This is a genomic window from Gordonia sp. p3-SID1431 (assembly GCF_025143765.1).
GTDB classification, from domain to species: Bacteria; Actinomycetota; Actinomycetes; order Mycobacteriales; family Mycobacteriaceae; genus Gordonia; species Gordonia hongkongensis.
Genome location: NZ_JAMBDT010000113.1, coordinates 1 through 15,260 on the forward strand (window position 1 = coordinate 1; position 15,260 = coordinate 15,260).

Below are 15,260 nucleotides of genomic sequence, written 5' to 3' on the forward strand. Positions count from 1 at the left end.
CGGTGCGTTTGCGGGAACAACCCCATCACCGCGGTTCTACCGTGCGGACATGGTGTTCTTTCTGATCCAGCTGGCGCTGATGATCATCGGCGCCGTCGTACACATACTGGTGGACCGATCGACGCGACGACGCACCGTCGGCCGCGCAGCCGAACTCGTGCTGCTCTGGATACTCGTCCCCGGCGGCGCATTCGGCATCCTCGCCGGGGTCGGCCACGTCGGCCCGAACGCCCCCGAGATCGCCGAGGGCATCGGGCCGGACTTCATCCCGTCCATGTTCCAGTGGGAGCTGGGGTGGAACGACATCGCCGTGGGCGTGCTCGGCGTGCTCTGCTACCGGGTGCGCAATCGTGGCGGATGGCTCGACGCCGCCGTGTGGGCACTGGCGATCAGCTACGGGGGAGACCTCGCCGGTCACATCTCGCAGTACTACATCCACGACAACACCGCGACGAACAACGTCTGGGCGATCCCCGCCGAGATCTACATCGTCGGCGCCGTCGTCATTGCCTGGTTCGTGTACCGACGAACGACCCCCCGCAGCGTCGCGGTCCTGGGACCGAACGCGGCGAGGGGTGTCGACGAGACGGAGACGGCCTCGCTCAGCTGAGGCGCTCCAGCAGTGATCAGCTGAGGCGCTCGAGGACCATGGCCATGCCCTGACCGCCACCCACGCACATCGACTCGATGCCGAAGGTCTTGTCGCGGGTCTGCAGGTTGTTGAGCAGGGTGGTCGTGATGCGGGCGCCGGTCATCCCGAACGGGTGACCCAGGGCGATGGCGCCACCCGACACGTTGAGCTTGTCGTGGTCGATGCCGAGATCACGGGCCGAACCGAGGACCTGCACGGCGAAGGCCTCGTTGATCTCGACGAGGTCGATGTCCGACAGCGACATCCCCGAGACCCGCAGCACCTTGCGGATCGCCTCGATCGGACCGAGCCCCATGATCTCCGGCGACAGGCCGGTGGCCGCGGTGGCGACAACGCGCGCCAGCGGGGTGAGGCCAAGCTCCTTCGCCTTGGTGTCGCTCATGATGACCAGCGCCGCGGCGCCGTCGTTGAGCGGGCACGCGTTGCCCGCGGTGATCGTGCCGTCCGGGCGGAAGACCGGCTTGAGCTGCGAGATCTTCTCGTAGGTCGTGCCCGCGCGGGGGCCGTCGTCGGTGGTGACCAGCGAGCCGTCGGGCAGGGTGACCGGGTCGATCTCCCGCTCGAAGAAACCGGACTTGATGGCTTCTTCGGCGCGGTTCTGGCTCAGCACGCCCCACTTGTCCTGGTCCTCGCGCGAGATGCCGGTGAACGAGGCGACGTTCTCGGCGGTCTGGCCCATCGCGATGTACACGTCCGGGATGACCCCGTCCTTGCGCGGATCGTGCCAGATGCCGGCGTCACCGGCGGCCGCCTTCTCCGTGCGGGCCATCGCGTCGTCGAACAGCGGGTTCTTGGAATTCGGTGCGCCGTCGGCGCCGCCGGAGATGCCGAAGCTCGACACGCTCTCGACGCCACCGGAGATGAGGACGTCGGCCTCGCCGGCCTTGATGGCATGCAGCGCCATCCGGGTGGTCTGCAACGACGACGAGCAGTAGCGGTTCACCGTGACGCCCGGGATGTGGTCATGCCCCAGCTCGACCGCGATGACCCGGGCGATGTTGTAACCGCCCTGTCCGCCGGGCTGGCCGATGCCCCAGTGGATGTCCTCGATCAGCGCCGGGTCGAGCTCCGGCACCTTGGCGAGCGCGGCTTCGACCATCTGACGCGACAGTTCGTCGGGTCGGATGTCTTTGAGGGATCCCTTGGCGGCGCGGCCGATCGGGGAACGGGCGTGGGCGACGATGACGGCTTCAGGCATACCTCGAAACTACCCCACCAAGCATCTGCTTGGTCGCGAGGCCGGTCAGCCCGAGTCGTGGCTGGTCACCGGTGTGTCAGACGTCTCCTGAGACGTGTGACGAACCGTGTTTCTTCGACGGCCTCGGACACCTTCGGCGGTTCGGGCAGCGGCGTCGGACCCCACTCGCCGATCGAGGCGAGCACCTCGGGCACCAGGATGTCGGCGGCGAGCTCATACCCCGCGGCCGACGGGTGGAATCGATCGGGCGACAGCATGTGCTCGGGGCGCGCGAGGAACTCCTCGGTCAGCAGGTCGGCCAGTGGGACCGGCCGCCCCCCGGCGGCCCGGACCGCCGATCGCTGCGCCGCCGCCAGCGTGAGTCCCCAGCGTCGCAACACCATTCGCAGGGGCTGGGGGATCGCGGTCACCACGCCGAAATCCGGGCAGGTGCCGACGACGACCTTCGCACCCTCGTCGACGAGTGCGTGGACGGCATCTCCGAGCCGCCGCGCCGACGGGAGCGGACTGTTGCGGGCGGTGACGTCGTTGGCGCCGACGAGGATGACGGCCACGTCGGGTCGCTCGTGATGGACGAACATGGCCTCGATCTGGGCCGCGAGCCCCTTCGACGTCGCGCCGACGATGGCCTTGTTGGCGTAGCGGACCACCCGATCGGTCTCCGCGGCCACGCGGCGGGCGATCTGGACTCCTGGCGTCTCGCCCGCGGTCTCGGCACCCAGTCCGGCCGCGGTCGAGTCCCCGAACACCACGAGATACAGGTCGTACACGGTGTCCCGGGTGAAACGTGCGCTGGTGCCGTCGGGGCGGTACACGCCGTCGCCGTCCGGGGCGTTGTCGGTACGGTGCGGGATCACCACGCGGGCCTCGGCGGCCTGACTGTTCAGCAGGTTGTAGGCGGCCCAGCCGGCGCCGGCCGCGCCCGCGGTCGCAGCCGCTGTCGCGCCGACGTCGCGCACGATCCTGGCGGGGACGATTCCTCGACGACTCGAACCGGACACGAGTGCCAGTTTAGGCGACTTCGACACGACTCCTCGCTGCGCTCGTCGTCGGCTCAGCCAGCGGTAGAACCGACTGCCGACGTCGGGCAGCGGCCGGGTGTCGCTGTTCGCGGTGGCTCTGGGACCATGGACACATGCGCATCGCCAATCACGTCGTCGACCTGGTGGGCAACACCCCGCTGGTCAAGCTGAACTCGGTGACCTCACCCGGATCGGGCCTGGTCGCCGCCAAGGTCGAGTACCTCAATCCCGGTGGCAGCAGCAAGGACCGCATCGCCGTGCGGATGATCGACGCGGCGGAGGCCTCGGGTGAACTGAAGCCGGGCGGGACCATCGTGGAACCGACGTCGGGAAACACCGGCGTCGGCCTGGCGCTCGTCGCCCAGCAGCGCGGCTACAAGTGCGTGTTCGTGTGCCCGGACAAGGTCGGCGAGGACAAGCGCAACGTCCTGCGCGCCTACGGTGCCGAGGTCGTGGTCTGCCCGACCGCGGTGGAGCCGTCCCACCCGGACAGCTACTACAGCGTCTCCGACCGCCTGGTCACCGAGATCGACGGTGCGTGGAAGCCCAATCAGTACGCGAACCCGGCCGGTCCGCAGAGTCACTACGAGACCACCGGTCCCGAGATCTGGGCCGACACCGACGGCAAGGTGACGCACTTCGTGGCCGGCGTCGGCACCGGCGGCACCATCACCGGCACCGGCCGGTACCTCAAGGAGGTGTCCGGCGGCTCGGTGAAGATCGTCGGCGTCGACCCCGAGGGTTCGGTGTACTCCGGCGGGACCGGGCGCCCCTACCTCGTCGAGGGTGTCGGGGAGGACTTCTGGCCGTCGGCCTACGACCCGGACATCCCCGACGAGATCATCGCGGTCTCCGACGCCGACTCGTTCGACATGACCCGGCGTCTCGCCCGCGAGGAAGGGCTGCTCGTCGGCGGCTCGTGTGGGATGGCGGTGGTCGCGGCCCTGCAGGTCGCCGAACGCGAGGGACCCGACGCCGTCGTCGTCGTGCTGCTGCCCGACGGTGGCCGCGGCTACATGGCGAAGATCTTCAACGACCAGTGGATGAGCAGCTACGGCTTCCTGCGGACGCCGCTCGACGCCAACACCAAGGAATCCCTCGTCGGAGATGTGTTGCGCGGCAAGACCGGCGCCCTGCCCGACCTCGTGCACACCCACCCGCAGGAGACCCTGCGCGACGCGATCGAGATCCTGCGTGAGTACGGCGTCTCGCAGATGCCGGTCGTCGGCGCCGAGCCGCCGGTGATGGCCGGCGAGGTCGCGGGTGCGGTCACCGAGCGCGACCTGCTCAGCGCGGTCTTCGAAGGTCGTGCCAGCCTCGCCGACCCGGTGTCGGCACACATGGGAGAGCCGTTCCCGCTCATCGGTTCCGGCGAACCGGTGTCGGCGGCCACCAAGGCGCTCGGCGACTGCGACGCGCTGATGGTCGTCGAGGACGGCAAGCCCATCGGCGTGATCACGCGCCACGACCTGCTCGCCTTCGTGTCGAGCCACCCGATCGTCGGATAGGAGCATCACCGTGAGTGAACGACGCAGTGCCGCGGATTCGGTTCGCTGGCAAGGCTTCTCGACCCGCGCCATCCACGCCGGTTACGAGCCGGATCCGCAGACCGGGGCGGTGAACGTCCCGATCTACGCCAGTTCGACCTTCGCCCAGGACGGCGTCGGCGGACTGCGCGACGGCTTCGAGTACGCGCGCACCGGCAACCCGACCCGACGCGCCCTCGAAGCCAATCTCGCTGCGCTCGAGAGCGGCACCTACGGACGGGCTTTCGCCTCCGGCATGGCGGCCACCGACTGCCTGCTGCGCTCGACGCTGCGGCCGGGCGATCATCTGGTGATCCCGAACGACGCCTACGGCGGGACCTTCCGGCTCATCGACAAGGTGTTCAGCCAGTGGGGGATCACCTACTCGGTGGCCCCGGTGTCCGACGTCGCCGCGGTGCGCGACGCCATCCGGCCGGAGACCAAGCTGGTCTGGACCGAGACGCCGACCAACCCGCTGCTCAACGTCGGCGACATCGAGACCCTCGCCGCCGTCGCGCACGAGGCCGGCGCGAAGCTCGTGGTCGACAACACCTTCGCCTCGCCGTACCTGCAGCAGCCGCTCGTCCTGGGCGCCGACGTGGTGCTCCACTCGACGACCAAATACCTGGGCGGGCACTCGGATGTCGTCGGCGGCGCACTGGTCACCGACAGCGAGGAGCTCGACGAGGCGTTCGCGTTCCTGCAGAACGGCGCCGGGGCGGTCCCCGGACCGTTCGACGGATTCCTCACCCTGCGCGGCATCAAGACCCTCGGCGTCCGGATGGACCGGCACTGTGACAACGCGGAGAAGGTCGTCGACTATCTGAGCGGCCACGACAAGATCGACGCCGTCCTGTACCCGGGCTTGGAGAACCATCCGGGCCACGAGGTCGCGGGCAAGCAGATGAAGCGCTACGGCGGCATGGTGTCGGTGCTGGTCAAGGGCGGGCTCGACGCCGCCAAGGAGTTCTGCGCCCGCACCGAGGTGTTCACGCTCGCCGAATCACTCGGCGGCATCGAATCGCTGATCGAACACCCCGGTGCGATGACGCACGCCTCGACCGCCGGATCGCTCCTCGAGGTCCCCGCCAACCTCGTCCGGCTCTCGGTCGGTATCGAGGACATCGACGACCTCCTCGGGGACCTGGAGAACGCGCTGCGCTGAGGAGTCGGGGTCGCCTCAGACCCGCGCCTCGAGGAGCAGGTTCGACGCAGTGGTCGCCGCGACTCGCGCCGAGGTCAGACCGGCCGCCCGGAAGGTGTCGAGCAGTCGAGTGGGGCCGGCCTGGGCTCCCAGCGAGGTCGGGCCGTCGGCGATGCTGTGTGGCACGCAGAGGTACGAGCTACCCGAATAGAACAGCAGCGCAACGGGATTGGTCAGATTCTCGGCCAGTGTGTCGTGCGCCAGCGGCTCGACGGCGATCACCTGACCGCCGGGACGCAGTGATGACCGGGCGTGTGCGAGCGCGCCCACCGGATCGCCGAAGTCGTGCAGGGCGTCGAAGATCATGATCGCGTCGTGGTCGCCGGCGTACGACTGGGCCGTCGCCACCTCGAAGCGGACCCGGTCGTCGACCCCGGCCGCCTGAGCGGCTGCGGTGGCGCGCCGGACGGACTCCTCGTGGCTGTCCACACCGACGAACGTGGAGTTCGGGAAGGCCTCGGCGAGCAGGATCGTGGGGACCCCGTACCCGCACCCGACGTCGAGAACGCGGATGCCGTCGGTGAGGCGCTGTCCGAGGCCGTCGATCGCCGGAACCCACTCGCTGAGCAGCGACGCACGGTAGATCGTGCCGTAGAACCGTTCGACGCCGGAGAACAGCCGGGAATCGTGCGCGTGCCAGGGCACGCCGTCGCCGGTCGCGTACGCATGCGCGAGCTGGTCGACCGAGGACCACACCGCGGCGGCGACCTCGAAGCCGGCCACGATCGCCGCCGGACTGTTGTCCTCGGCGAGCACCATCGCGTGCTCGGCGGGGAACACGAACACCTCTGGGCCATTCGCGGCGTCATCGCCGGTGTCGCGGAGCAGGACGTATCCGGCCGCGGCCTGCACACACAACCATTCGTGCACATACCGTTCGGCGAGTCCCGAGCGTTCGGCGAGCTCGGCGCTCGTCGCCGAACCGAGTTGCGCCAGCGCCCGCCACAGTCCCAGGCGGTCGCCCAGGTAGGTGCTGATCGAGTGGTAGGCATGGGTGAGATCGGCGCTCACCTGGCCGGCGAAGGCCTCGACCCGGGCGAGGTCGATCGCGGTGTCGGAACCGGCGGCGTGTGTGGTGGTCATGGGGTGAGCCTTTCGTGTGCGATGTCGAACCACGCCGGGCGGCGTGTGCACCGAGCGTGCGCCGGGGTCCTGTCGCGGCGCTGTCATGACTCGACCGTGACCCGCTGGGCGGTGAGCCGATGGTGACAGCCCCGTGACAGCGGGCTCGGAGACCGTCGACGCATGAGAACAACACAGATCAGCGACCTGGGCACCGTGATGTCCATCTGGGCTCACCCCGATGACGAGACCTACCTCGCCGGCGGCGTGATGGCCGCCGTCCGCGATGCGGGTGGGCGCGTGGTGTGCGTGACCGCGACCCGCGGGGAAGCGGCCGACGAGAACGCCACCGCCGCAGAGCGTTCGGAGCTTGCCCTGGTCCGGAGCGGCGAGCTCGAGAAAGCGTTCATCGAGCTCGGCGTCCACGAGCACCACTGGTTGGACCTACCCGATGGTTCACTGGCGGCGATCGACGAGAGCGGCCCGGTCGGACGCATCACCACCCTCCTCGACGACGTGTCACCCGACACCGTCCTGACCTTCGGACCCGACGGCGTGACCGGGCACCCCGACCACCGCACCGTCAACCGGTGGGTCCGCCTCGCCGTCGACCGTTCGTCGACCTGCCCGCGAATCCTCCACCCGGTGGGCACCGGGCGGGGGATCGAGTTCGACCTCGCCCGTGAGTTCGACATGTGGGCGCTGGGCGGGCCGCGCCAGTGTCCGGAGGAGATGGTCGCGCTGCGGATCGATCTCGACGGGGCCGAACTGGACCGTAAGGTGCGAGCCCTGCTGGCTCAGCGCTCGCAGACCGCGGACCTGGCCGCGGCGATCGGCCTCGAGCGATATCGAACATGGGTGTCGGTGGAGATTTACGCTCATCCTGCATAGGCCGTCGGAAAACAGAGAGCGACGATCGGGATGGTGGTGCGCGAAACCGAAGACGGGCACGTGCGGCCCGCGGTCGAGGTCGGCCTGCTGGGTGCGCTGAGGCTGCGGGTCGACGGTGTCGAGGTCGCGGTTCCCGGGGAACGACGCCGCGCCCTGCTCGCGCTGTTGACCGTCGCCGGCCGGCACGGCATGGGAACCGGGCGGCTCGTCGACGCGCTGTGGGGCGACGACCTGCCGCGGGAACCGGTTGCCGCACTGCACAATCTGGTGTCCCGGCTACGACGTCATCTCGCCCCCCACGCGGATCTGCTGGAACGACGCCCCGACGGCTACCGGCTCCGGGTTTCCGTCGTCGACGTGACGATCGTGCGCGACCTGCTCGCATCCGCCGCCGACACGCCCGATCCCGCCGAGCGTCTCCGTCTGACCGTCCGGGCCCGCGAACTCTGGCGCGGCGAGCCGCTCGGCGAGTTCGCCGGCATCCCCGACCTGGACACCGAACGCGTTGCGTTGGAGGACCTCCACAACCGGCTCGCCGACACTCACGTCGAAGCGCTGGTGGAGTGCCGCGACCCGAGCGCGACCGCGACGGCGAGGGCCGGTGTCGCGTCCGCGCCGCTGCGCGAGAGTTCGACACGACTGCTCATCCGCGCACTCGCCGCCGACGGGCGGGTCGGCGATGCGATGGCGGTCGCGATGGAGTTCCGCGACCGGTTGCGCGAGCGGACGGGTCTCGATCCGAGTCCTGCCCTCGCGTCGCTCGAGCAGCGGGTGGCGGCGGGCTCCGAATTCTGTCAGGCCGAGACGAATCCGGGACCCGGAGTGACCTCGCGGCGTCGACCTGCTCCGCCGGCCGGGCCTCTGGTGGGGCGGGAGCGAGAACGCGCCGAGATCGTCCGGCTGTTGTCGGCGCATCGGGTCGTGACCCTGACCGGTACGGGCGGCGTCGGCAAGACCAGTCTCGCGCTCGACGTCGCCGCCGACCCCGCGGTGTTTCCCGGGCACGCCGTTGTCGTCGTCAACCTTGCCGCGGTCGCGCGAGCCGACCGCGTCCTCCCGTCGGTGGTGTCCACCCTGGGTCTCGAGGTCGGGGTGGGTGCTTCCGTGGACGCGATCGCACGCGCCGTCGATGGGTCGCTCCTGCTCGTCCTCGACAACTGCGAACATGTGTTGTCGTCCTGTCGCGAATTGGTCGCGGCGATCGTCGAACTGGCTCCCGCAGTGCGGATCCTGGCCACCTCCCGAGTCGTGCTCTCCCTGCCCGCCGAGTACGTCCTGCGTCTGCAGCCCTTGACCTTCCCCACTCGCATCGACGACGTCGACGCGGTCGCCCGGCAGCCTGCGGTGCGCGCGTTCGTCGAGCACGCGCTGCGGCGCAATCCGGACTTCGCGGTGTCGAGTCGTGAGCTCGCGGACCTCGTCGACGTCGTGCGCCGTGTCGACGGACTCCCGCTCGGCATCGAGCTGGCGGCGCGTCAGGCCGCCGTGATGCCGATGTCGGCAGTGGCCCGAATGCTCGATGGTGCACTCGATCTCGCGACGGGAACCGCACCCGTCGACCAACGGCGGCTGACGCTCCGCAGCAGCATCGACGTGTCGTTTCGACGGCTGACCGTGGTCGATCAAGCCGTACTCGCCTCCCTCGCACCGTTTCCCGGCGGTGTGTCGCTGCGCACGTTCGAATCCGTCGCGCGGAGCGTCGAAGCGGAGGTCATCGGCGCAGGGGGCATCGGCGTGCGAGGTGACGGCGGGCTCGATCCGGTGGGGACCCTGCACCGCCTGATCGACAGCTCGTTGCTCGTCGCCGATGCGTCGGACGGCAGATACCGTCTCCTGCATCTCATCCGGACCCATCTGCTCGATCACCTCGACCGTGCGGGCGCGCTCGCCGTGGCCGAGGACCGGTTCCTCGACGAATGCGTCGCAACGGTACGGGACATCGGCGACGAGTGGCTCGGCGTCGCGGAGTTCGAGGCGAATGAATGTCTCCATGCCGAGATGGACAACCTCCGGTCGGCGCGGGACCTGGCCCTGGCGCGCGAACGCGTCGACGTACTCGTGTCGATCACGACATCGCTGTCGCTGATCAGCACGTGGCGCAACCTCACCGAATTGTGGACGTGGGCCATGGAATCGGCGCGTTCGGCGTGGCTCGACGGTCATCCCGATCGCGCCGAGATGCTGTCCGCGGCGGCCGAGGCCGCGCGACTCGTCGGCGAGTTCGACCTCGCCGTCGACTTCGCGACCGCTGCCTTACGTCCCGATGCCTCCGGGGCGCCACCGGATCCGGATGCGCCCGCGTTGGTCGGTGCGCGGGCGGCCAGGGCGGCGGTCGCGCACTTCCGTGGCGACTTCGCGGTGGCGGTGCGGGAATGGACCCGCTGCGGCACCCACCCGTCCCTGGGGTCGGCGTTTCTCGCGTCTGCGGCGCTCGCCGCGTCGTACTCCGGGGACTCGAGCGTGGCTGCCCGGCTGTTGGGCGAGGCCCGGTCGACGCTGGACGCGTCGGCGGGGCCGTCGCAGTACGCCTTCCTCGACTACGTTCACGGCGAGCTGCTGTCCGCGCACGATCCGTCCAGCGCGCTCGCGCTCTACGAACGCGCCCACGAACGGGCCGCCGGCGTCGGGGCGACGTTCATCGTCGGGGTCGCTCGTGTCGGCGGGGCGGCGTGTCTCGTCCGCGTCGGCGACGTACCGCGTGCAGCCGAGGCCTACGTCGTCCTGCTCGGGGCATGGCGCGACAGCGGTCAGCCGACGCAGCTGTGGACCACGGCTCGCGACGCTGCCGCACTACTGCGCGCCCGGGGCCGGATCGACGTGGCCGACCTGCTCGTCGAGTGTGCCGACCTCGACCCCGCCGCGGCCTTCGACACACGCAGAGGTGTCGCGGACCGTGCGATCGGGGGCCTGGTGCACGCCGACAGCACGGTGCACGCCGACACCGCAGCCGTGCTCGACCGGGCGATCCGCGAACTCCGGGAGATCGGGGAGTCGACGTCACCGGACGATCGCGGAAGCTCGGCGGCGCGATGACGTCTCCTCGGGTGGTTCCTGCCGGCCGGGAATGGCCGATACTGGTCGCATGCTGCTGACTGCCGACGACGTCGACCGCGCCACCGACGAGCTCGCGTCCGTGATCCGGCGGACCCCGACGATCGCGTCGCGGGTCGTGTCCGAGCGCAGCGGTGCGCAGGTGTGGCTCAAGTGCGAGAACCTGCAGCGCACCGGATCTTTCAAGCCACGCGGCGCGTACCTGCGCATCTCGCGGTTGTCGGCGGGGGAACGTGCGCGTGGGGTCGTCGCGGCCAGTGCGGGCAATCATGCGCAGGGAGTCGCTTGGGCGGCATCGGAACTGGGGATCGCCTCACGGGTCTACATGCCGGTCGGGGCCGCGCTGCCGAAGATCGCCGCGACGAAAGCCTATGGCGCAGAGGTGGTGCTCGCCGGATCAACGGTCGACGAGGCGCTCGTCGAGGCGCAGCGTCATGCCGAGACGACGGGCGCGGCTCTGATCCACCCGTTCGATCATCTCGACATCGTTGCCGGACAGTCGACGGTCGGCGTCGAGATCCTGGAGCAGATCCCGTACGTGTCAACGATTCTCGTGCCGCTCGGCGGCGGGGGGCTGCTCGCCGGCGTCGCCGCGGCGGCGCGTCTGCGACGACCGGAGGTCGAGGTGATCGGCGTGCAGGCGGCGCAGGCCGCGGCCTGGCCGACGTCGCTCGCCGAGGAGCGGCCGACACCGGTCGCGGCGATGAACACCATGGCCGACGGCATCGCCGTCGCGACACCCGGGAAGGTCCCGTTCGCGCACGTCTCCGAGTTCGTCGACCGGATCGTCACGGTCAGCGAGGAAGAGTTGAGCACCGCGTTGCTGCTCATGCTGGAGCGGGCGAAGCTGGTGGTCGAGCCTGCCGGGGCCGCGGCGGTGGCGGCGGCGGTGAGCGGTCGGCTCGCGCTGTCCGGGACCGTGTGCGTCGTGTTGTCCGGCGGCAACATCGACCCGCTGCTGCTGCGCCATGTGACGACCCACGGCCTGACCGCCGCCGGACGATTCCTCACCGTGACCGCGACCGTCTCCGACCGGCCCGGTGGACTGGTCGCACTGCTGGAACTGCTCCGCGACCTCGGCGCGAGTGTGCTCGACGTCGTCCATTCCCGCGTCGCCGACGATTTGTATCTCGGCGAGGTGCAGGTGACTGTCAGTGTCGAGACCCGCGGACACGACCACCAGCACGACGTCCGGCGGGCCCTCGCCGACGCGGGGTTCCTGCGGGACTGAGGGCGAACGTCGGCGCTAACCTGTCTGGGTGGCTGCCGACGGACCCGCCCTGATCGGTGTGCTGGGCCCGATCGCGGTCGGCGCGTGCCCGGTGGGCGCCGAGAGCCCCGATCGGCTCGTCGCGGTGCCGGGGCTGCGGGCCCGACGCCTGCTCGTGTCGCTCGCCCTCGCCGACGGGCGCGTGATCTCGGCGGACCGCCTCATCGACCACGTCTGGGCCGACGATCCGCCGCGTTCGCCGCACAGTGCGTTGCACACCCAGGTGTCCCGGCTGCGCAAGCTCTTGCCCGAGGGGGTTCTGGAGGGCACCGAGAACGGTTATCGACTGCGCAACAGCCGCACCGACCTCGACGTGATCGACACGCTGCTCGCCGACGGTGACCGGGATGCGCACGACCGGGCGCGGCAGTGGTGGCGCGGCGTGCCCGGAGACGATCTCGGGGACGGGTCCCCGGTGACGGAGACACTGTCCGCACGCATTCGACGTACCCAGGACGCGCTCGACGGCGCGCAGCTGACGGCCGCGCTCGCCGAGGGTGACTTCGCGAACGCGCGATCCATCGCCGAACAGCGCTGCGCGCGAGACCCGTTCGACGAGTCGGCACACACCGCCCTGATGCGGGCGCTCGCCGGGGAAGGCCGCGCCGCCGACGCGCTCGTGGTGTTCGACCGGTTCCGACGGCGACTGTCGACCGAGCTGGGGACGGACCCGGGTGGCCGGGGAGTGGTTGTCGTTGTCATGCCGACAACTGTGCGCCGTAGCCTGTCGTCGGGCTTGCGTCGGCTTACGTGGTGCTGTCGTTGAGGCGGAGTGTTCCGCAGAACGCTCCCGAGGAACGTCCACGGGCGACCGACGTGTATTCGACGCGGCTGACACGAGGAGTTCTGTGGATGAGCGTCTGTGCTGTGGATTCTCGGTGCGGCTGCGAGGGCAGGGCGGATTACGTTGCCTGCCATGGGACGACGCACACACTCCGCAGAGGCGGCCTGGACACCACGGATTGCTCACCGCGTCCGTCACGAGCTCATGGATGACGTTCACGAGCAACGACGGAAGGCCTACCGGCGGCTGGACGAACTCGAGGCCGAAGCGAGTCTGCTGGCCGAAGATCTCAATGATGCGGACGAGGGCTCGCTGCATCTCGATCCGGACGAGTACGCCGACCGGGAGGCCGTCCTCGAGAAGGCGGACGGACTCCTCAGCCTCATCAACTGGTGGTCTTCGTCGCTCGCGGTGACGGTGTTGAATCTCGCCGACGCGCCGGTGCACTGGGTCACTGCCCCGGCAGTCGAGCTGATCACAGGCGTGCGGAACGAGGAAGCCACCGCCGGGGGTGGCGGTGTGGACACCCGCGTCCTACCAACATTGGGTAGCGCCGGTCTCGCCTTGTTCGAGAGGTCCGCCGGACGCCATCGACCATCGAAGAGATGTCCGGGTCTCGACAATCGCGACGTCGGGATCGACGGCTTGTGCTGGTGGCGAACAACACTCGGTGGGGAGAATTCGCCGCCCGTCGTGGACATGATCAGGCTGCACGTGCTGACCCGCGACCGGAAGCTCTGCCGCTCCGCAGAGATCGACGGGCGACGCCCGGCGGTCGTCGACGTGGACGTGTTCACCGTGGCGATCGAGCCTGCGTGGACGGGGAGCACACAAGCGTCTCCATCGGTTCGCGTGCTGATGCGTCTCGCCGATGACCTGGGCCGGGGCACGCTGACTGCCTCGCCTGTGCCGACGACGGGTCGAACGTCGGCGGCCGTCGCGGTGGTGGCCTGACAGCCGGCCGGCGGCTCACTTCGCAGGTTCGAGGTTCGCGAAGTGCTTGAGGGTGTCGGCCTCGATGGTCTTGTAGACCGTCGACGACGCGGGACCGGAGAACGCGGTGACCACCCGCGACGAGGTGGGCAACTCGAGCGCGAAGGTCCACTTGAGTCGGCAGCCCACATCGGCGGGCAGGATCTCGGTCGCCTCGCCGAAGCGGCGGATGCTGGGAACGTTCGCCCTCAGGACCCGGAAACCGTTGCGGTAGTGGCCATTCGCCGGATCTTCCGTCCAGTCGAAGAAGTCCTCGTCGAGGGTCACATAGCCGGGACCGAGGACCGCGCGGCGTTGTGTTCCCACCCCGTACGGTTCCGGTGAGACGAACTCGATCTTCTTGATCGCGCGGCACCAGTCCAGCGTGTGCTGACGGGTGAACTCGGCCCACGCGCGTTCCGGCGCGACCGGCAGACGCACGTCGATGACGTGCCGCACCGGCGCATCGTCGAAGAAGTCAAGATCGAAGGACTCCAGCTCATGAGAACGTGCCATGGGTCACATTGAAGCACGGTGTTCCGGGTCGAGCCCCGGGCGAGCGTGGTCGAAACAGGGTCGGCCTCCTGTCGAGGTCCACCGGTGCACTTCAACTCGACTCCTGGACTTCGATCGAAGTCCAGGAGTCGAGTCGAGGTTCGCCGGTCGTGGGGTAAGCGACCCTCGCAAGCGGATCCGATATCGGCCCTGGTGCGTCCTAAAGTCATGACCTCTTTTCCCACCGACAGACACGGGCTAATTCGCCGCACGGCAACGCTGCGACTCGGCATCAACGACGACGCTGTGACAGCCGCCGTACGGCGCGGCGAACTGATTCGTCTTGCCCCGGGGGTCTGCGCACTGGCGGCCGACGAGGCGTCCGCCGAGGACCCGGGTGACCGTCTGTACCGACTGAGATCGATCGCGGTCGCGACGTCTGTTCGAGACTGTGACGCGTCGATCCTGAGTCACGACTCGGCGGCAGCCGTTCACGAGCTGCCGCTGCTGCACCCGGAACGCGAGGTCGTGCATCTGACGAAGAAGTCGAAGGTGGGCGGGTTCGGGCACGGGTTACGGATCGTCCATGCCGGGCCGGTGGCGCCCGACGAGGTGGTCGACATCGGCGGAATCAGGGTCACGTCTCGTGAGCGAACCGCCGTAGATGTTGCGATGTCCGGTGACTTCGCCCAAGCGCTGGCCGTGTTCGATCGCGCGCTGGCGTCCGGCGCCGACATCGCCACGATGACCCGTATCCTCGCGTCGCGGAACCGTTGGCGCGGTGCGGGGACCGCGCGTCGTGCCCTTGCGCATGCGGACGGTGCGTCGGAGAGTGTCGGGGAGTCGTGGAGCCGGGCGCAGATGATCGAGGCCGGGTTGCCGACTCCGCGACTGCAGCACACCTTCCAGACGGACGCCGGAGACGCGCGGACCGACTTCGACTGGGACGGAACACTTGTCGGTGAGTTCGACGGACTACAGAAGTACGGCCGACTGTTGCGCCAGGGTGAGAGCCCGCGCGATGCACTCATCCGGGAGAAGCGCCGGGAGGATGCGCTGCGCGCACAGGGGATCATGGTGATCCGATGGACGTGGGGAACGCTCGAGCGCGGCGGGCTCGCCAATCTGCTCCG

13 protein-coding genes are annotated in these 15,260 nt (G+C 69.4%); 9 read left to right on the top strand and 4 right to left on the bottom strand.

Going from position 1 to position 15,260, the window contains the following annotated elements; genetic code table 11:
• The first annotated feature begins 49 nt into the window (after positions 1 to 49).
• Complete coding sequence (locus tag M4D77_RS20680) at positions 50 to 610, top strand: DUF6790 family protein (RefSeq protein WP_058250755.1); 561 nt, start codon at positions 50 to 52, stop codon at positions 608 to 610.
• A gap of 16 nt (positions 611 to 626) precedes the next feature.
• On the opposite strand, the gene M4D77_RS20685 is transcribed toward M4D77_RS20680, so the two are convergent.
• Positions 627 to 1,850: an acetyl-CoA C-acetyltransferase gene (locus M4D77_RS20685; RefSeq protein WP_055474902.1), complete on the bottom strand. Its 1,224-nt coding sequence runs from the start codon at positions 1,848 to 1,850 to the stop codon at positions 627 to 629.
• A gap of 65 nt (positions 1,851 to 1,915) precedes the next feature.
• Positions 1,916 to 2,851, bottom strand: coding sequence for an SGNH/GDSL hydrolase family protein (locus M4D77_RS20690; RefSeq protein WP_374100784.1), 936 nt, complete (start codon positions 2,849 to 2,851; stop codon positions 1,916 to 1,918).
• A 134-nt stretch (positions 2,852 to 2,985) separates the two neighbouring features.
• On the opposite strand from M4D77_RS20690, the gene M4D77_RS20695 reads away from it, so the two are divergent.
• Together M4D77_RS20695 and M4D77_RS20700 are read left to right on the top strand one after the other, a co-directional pair.
• On the top strand, positions 2,986 to 4,380 hold the full coding sequence (locus M4D77_RS20695) for a cystathionine beta-synthase (RefSeq protein ID WP_055474900.1): 1,395 nt from the start codon (positions 2,986 to 2,988) through the stop codon (positions 4,378 to 4,380).
• Between the two features lie 10 nt (positions 4,381 to 4,390).
• On the top strand, positions 4,391 to 5,563 hold the full coding sequence (locus M4D77_RS20700; RefSeq protein ID WP_055474899.1) for a cystathionine gamma-synthase: 1,173 nt from the start codon (positions 4,391 to 4,393) through the stop codon (positions 5,561 to 5,563).
• A 15-nt stretch (positions 5,564 to 5,578) separates the two neighbouring features.
• Here the strand turns inward: M4D77_RS20700 and M4D77_RS20705 are convergent, their stop codons facing one another.
• Complete coding sequence (locus M4D77_RS20705; RefSeq protein ID WP_055474898.1) at positions 5,579 to 6,685, bottom strand: class I SAM-dependent methyltransferase; 1,107 nt, start codon at positions 6,683 to 6,685, stop codon at positions 5,579 to 5,581.
• Between the two features lie 162 nt (positions 6,686 to 6,847).
• On the opposite strand from M4D77_RS20705, the gene M4D77_RS20710 reads away from it, so the two are divergent.
• From M4D77_RS20710 to M4D77_RS20730, 5 genes are all read left to right on the top strand, one after another.
• A complete protein-coding gene (locus M4D77_RS20710) occupies positions 6,848 to 7,555 on the top strand; it encodes a PIG-L deacetylase family protein (RefSeq protein WP_065629948.1) in 708 nt (235 codons plus the stop codon).
• A 30-nt stretch (positions 7,556 to 7,585) separates the two neighbouring features.
• Complete coding sequence (locus M4D77_RS20715; RefSeq protein WP_259937253.1) at positions 7,586 to 10,588, top strand: BTAD domain-containing putative transcriptional regulator; 3,003 nt, start codon at positions 7,586 to 7,588, stop codon at positions 10,586 to 10,588.
• Positions 10,589 to 10,637: 49 nt separating this feature from the next.
• Positions 10,638 to 11,837, top strand: a complete 1,200-nt coding sequence (ilvA, locus tag M4D77_RS20720) for a threonine ammonia-lyase (RefSeq protein ID WP_055474895.1) — start codon at positions 10,638 to 10,640, stop codon at positions 11,835 to 11,837.
• Positions 11,838 to 11,865: 28 nt separating this feature from the next.
• Positions 11,866 to 12,642 (top strand): BTAD domain-containing putative transcriptional regulator, encoded by a 777-nt coding sequence (locus tag M4D77_RS20725; RefSeq protein WP_259937254.1) that lies wholly within the window; start codon positions 11,866 to 11,868, stop codon positions 12,640 to 12,642.
• A 222-nt stretch (positions 12,643 to 12,864) separates the two neighbouring features.
• Positions 12,865 to 13,614 carry a hypothetical protein gene (locus M4D77_RS20730; protein ID WP_065629944.1) on the top strand — a complete coding sequence of 250 codons (750 nt, stop codon included), beginning with the start codon at positions 12,865 to 12,867 and terminating at the stop codon, positions 13,612 to 13,614.
• 15 nt (positions 13,615 to 13,629) lie between these two features.
• Here the strand turns inward: M4D77_RS20730 and M4D77_RS20735 are convergent, their stop codons facing one another.
• Positions 13,630 to 14,148: an SRPBCC family protein gene (locus tag M4D77_RS20735; protein ID WP_259937256.1), complete on the bottom strand. Its 519-nt coding sequence runs from the start codon at positions 14,146 to 14,148 to the stop codon at positions 13,630 to 13,632.
• A 207-nt stretch (positions 14,149 to 14,355) separates the two neighbouring features.
• Between M4D77_RS20735 and M4D77_RS20740 the strand changes: the two genes are divergently transcribed.
• The coding region (locus tag M4D77_RS20740; RefSeq protein ID WP_259937257.1) for a hypothetical protein at positions 14,356 to 15,260 on the top strand (905 nt) is incomplete at its 3' end.

What these genes read in the sequence shown, in the direction of transcription:
- M4D77_RS20680 (WP_058250755.1), top strand. Translation starts at nt 50, where the DNA reads ATGGTGTTCTTTCTGATCCAGCTGGCGCTGATGATCATCGGCGCCGTC.
- M4D77_RS20685 (WP_055474902.1), bottom strand. Translation starts at nt 1,850, where the DNA reads ATGCCTGAAGCCGTCATCGTCGCCCACGCCCGTTCCCCGATCGGCCGC.
- M4D77_RS20695 (WP_055474900.1), top strand. Translation starts at nt 2,986, where the DNA reads ATGCGCATCGCCAATCACGTCGTCGACCTGGTGGGCAACACCCCGCTG.
- M4D77_RS20705 (WP_055474898.1), bottom strand. Translation starts at nt 6,685, where the DNA reads ATGACCACCACACACGCCGCCGGTTCCGACACCGCGATCGACCTCGCC.
- M4D77_RS20710 (WP_065629948.1), top strand. Translation starts at nt 6,848, where the DNA reads ATGAGAACAACACAGATCAGCGACCTGGGCACCGTGATGTCCATCTGG.
- M4D77_RS20715 (WP_259937253.1), top strand. Translation starts at nt 7,586, where the DNA reads ATGGTGGTGCGCGAAACCGAAGACGGGCACGTGCGGCCCGCGGTCGAG.
- ilvA (WP_055474895.1), top strand. Translation starts at nt 10,638, where the DNA reads ATGCTGCTGACTGCCGACGACGTCGACCGCGCCACCGACGAGCTCGCG.
- M4D77_RS20730 (WP_065629944.1), top strand. Translation starts at nt 12,865, where the DNA reads ATGGATGACGTTCACGAGCAACGACGGAAGGCCTACCGGCGGCTGGAC.
- M4D77_RS20735 (WP_259937256.1), bottom strand. Translation starts at nt 14,148, where the DNA reads ATGGCACGTTCTCATGAGCTGGAGTCCTTCGATCTTGACTTCTTCGAC.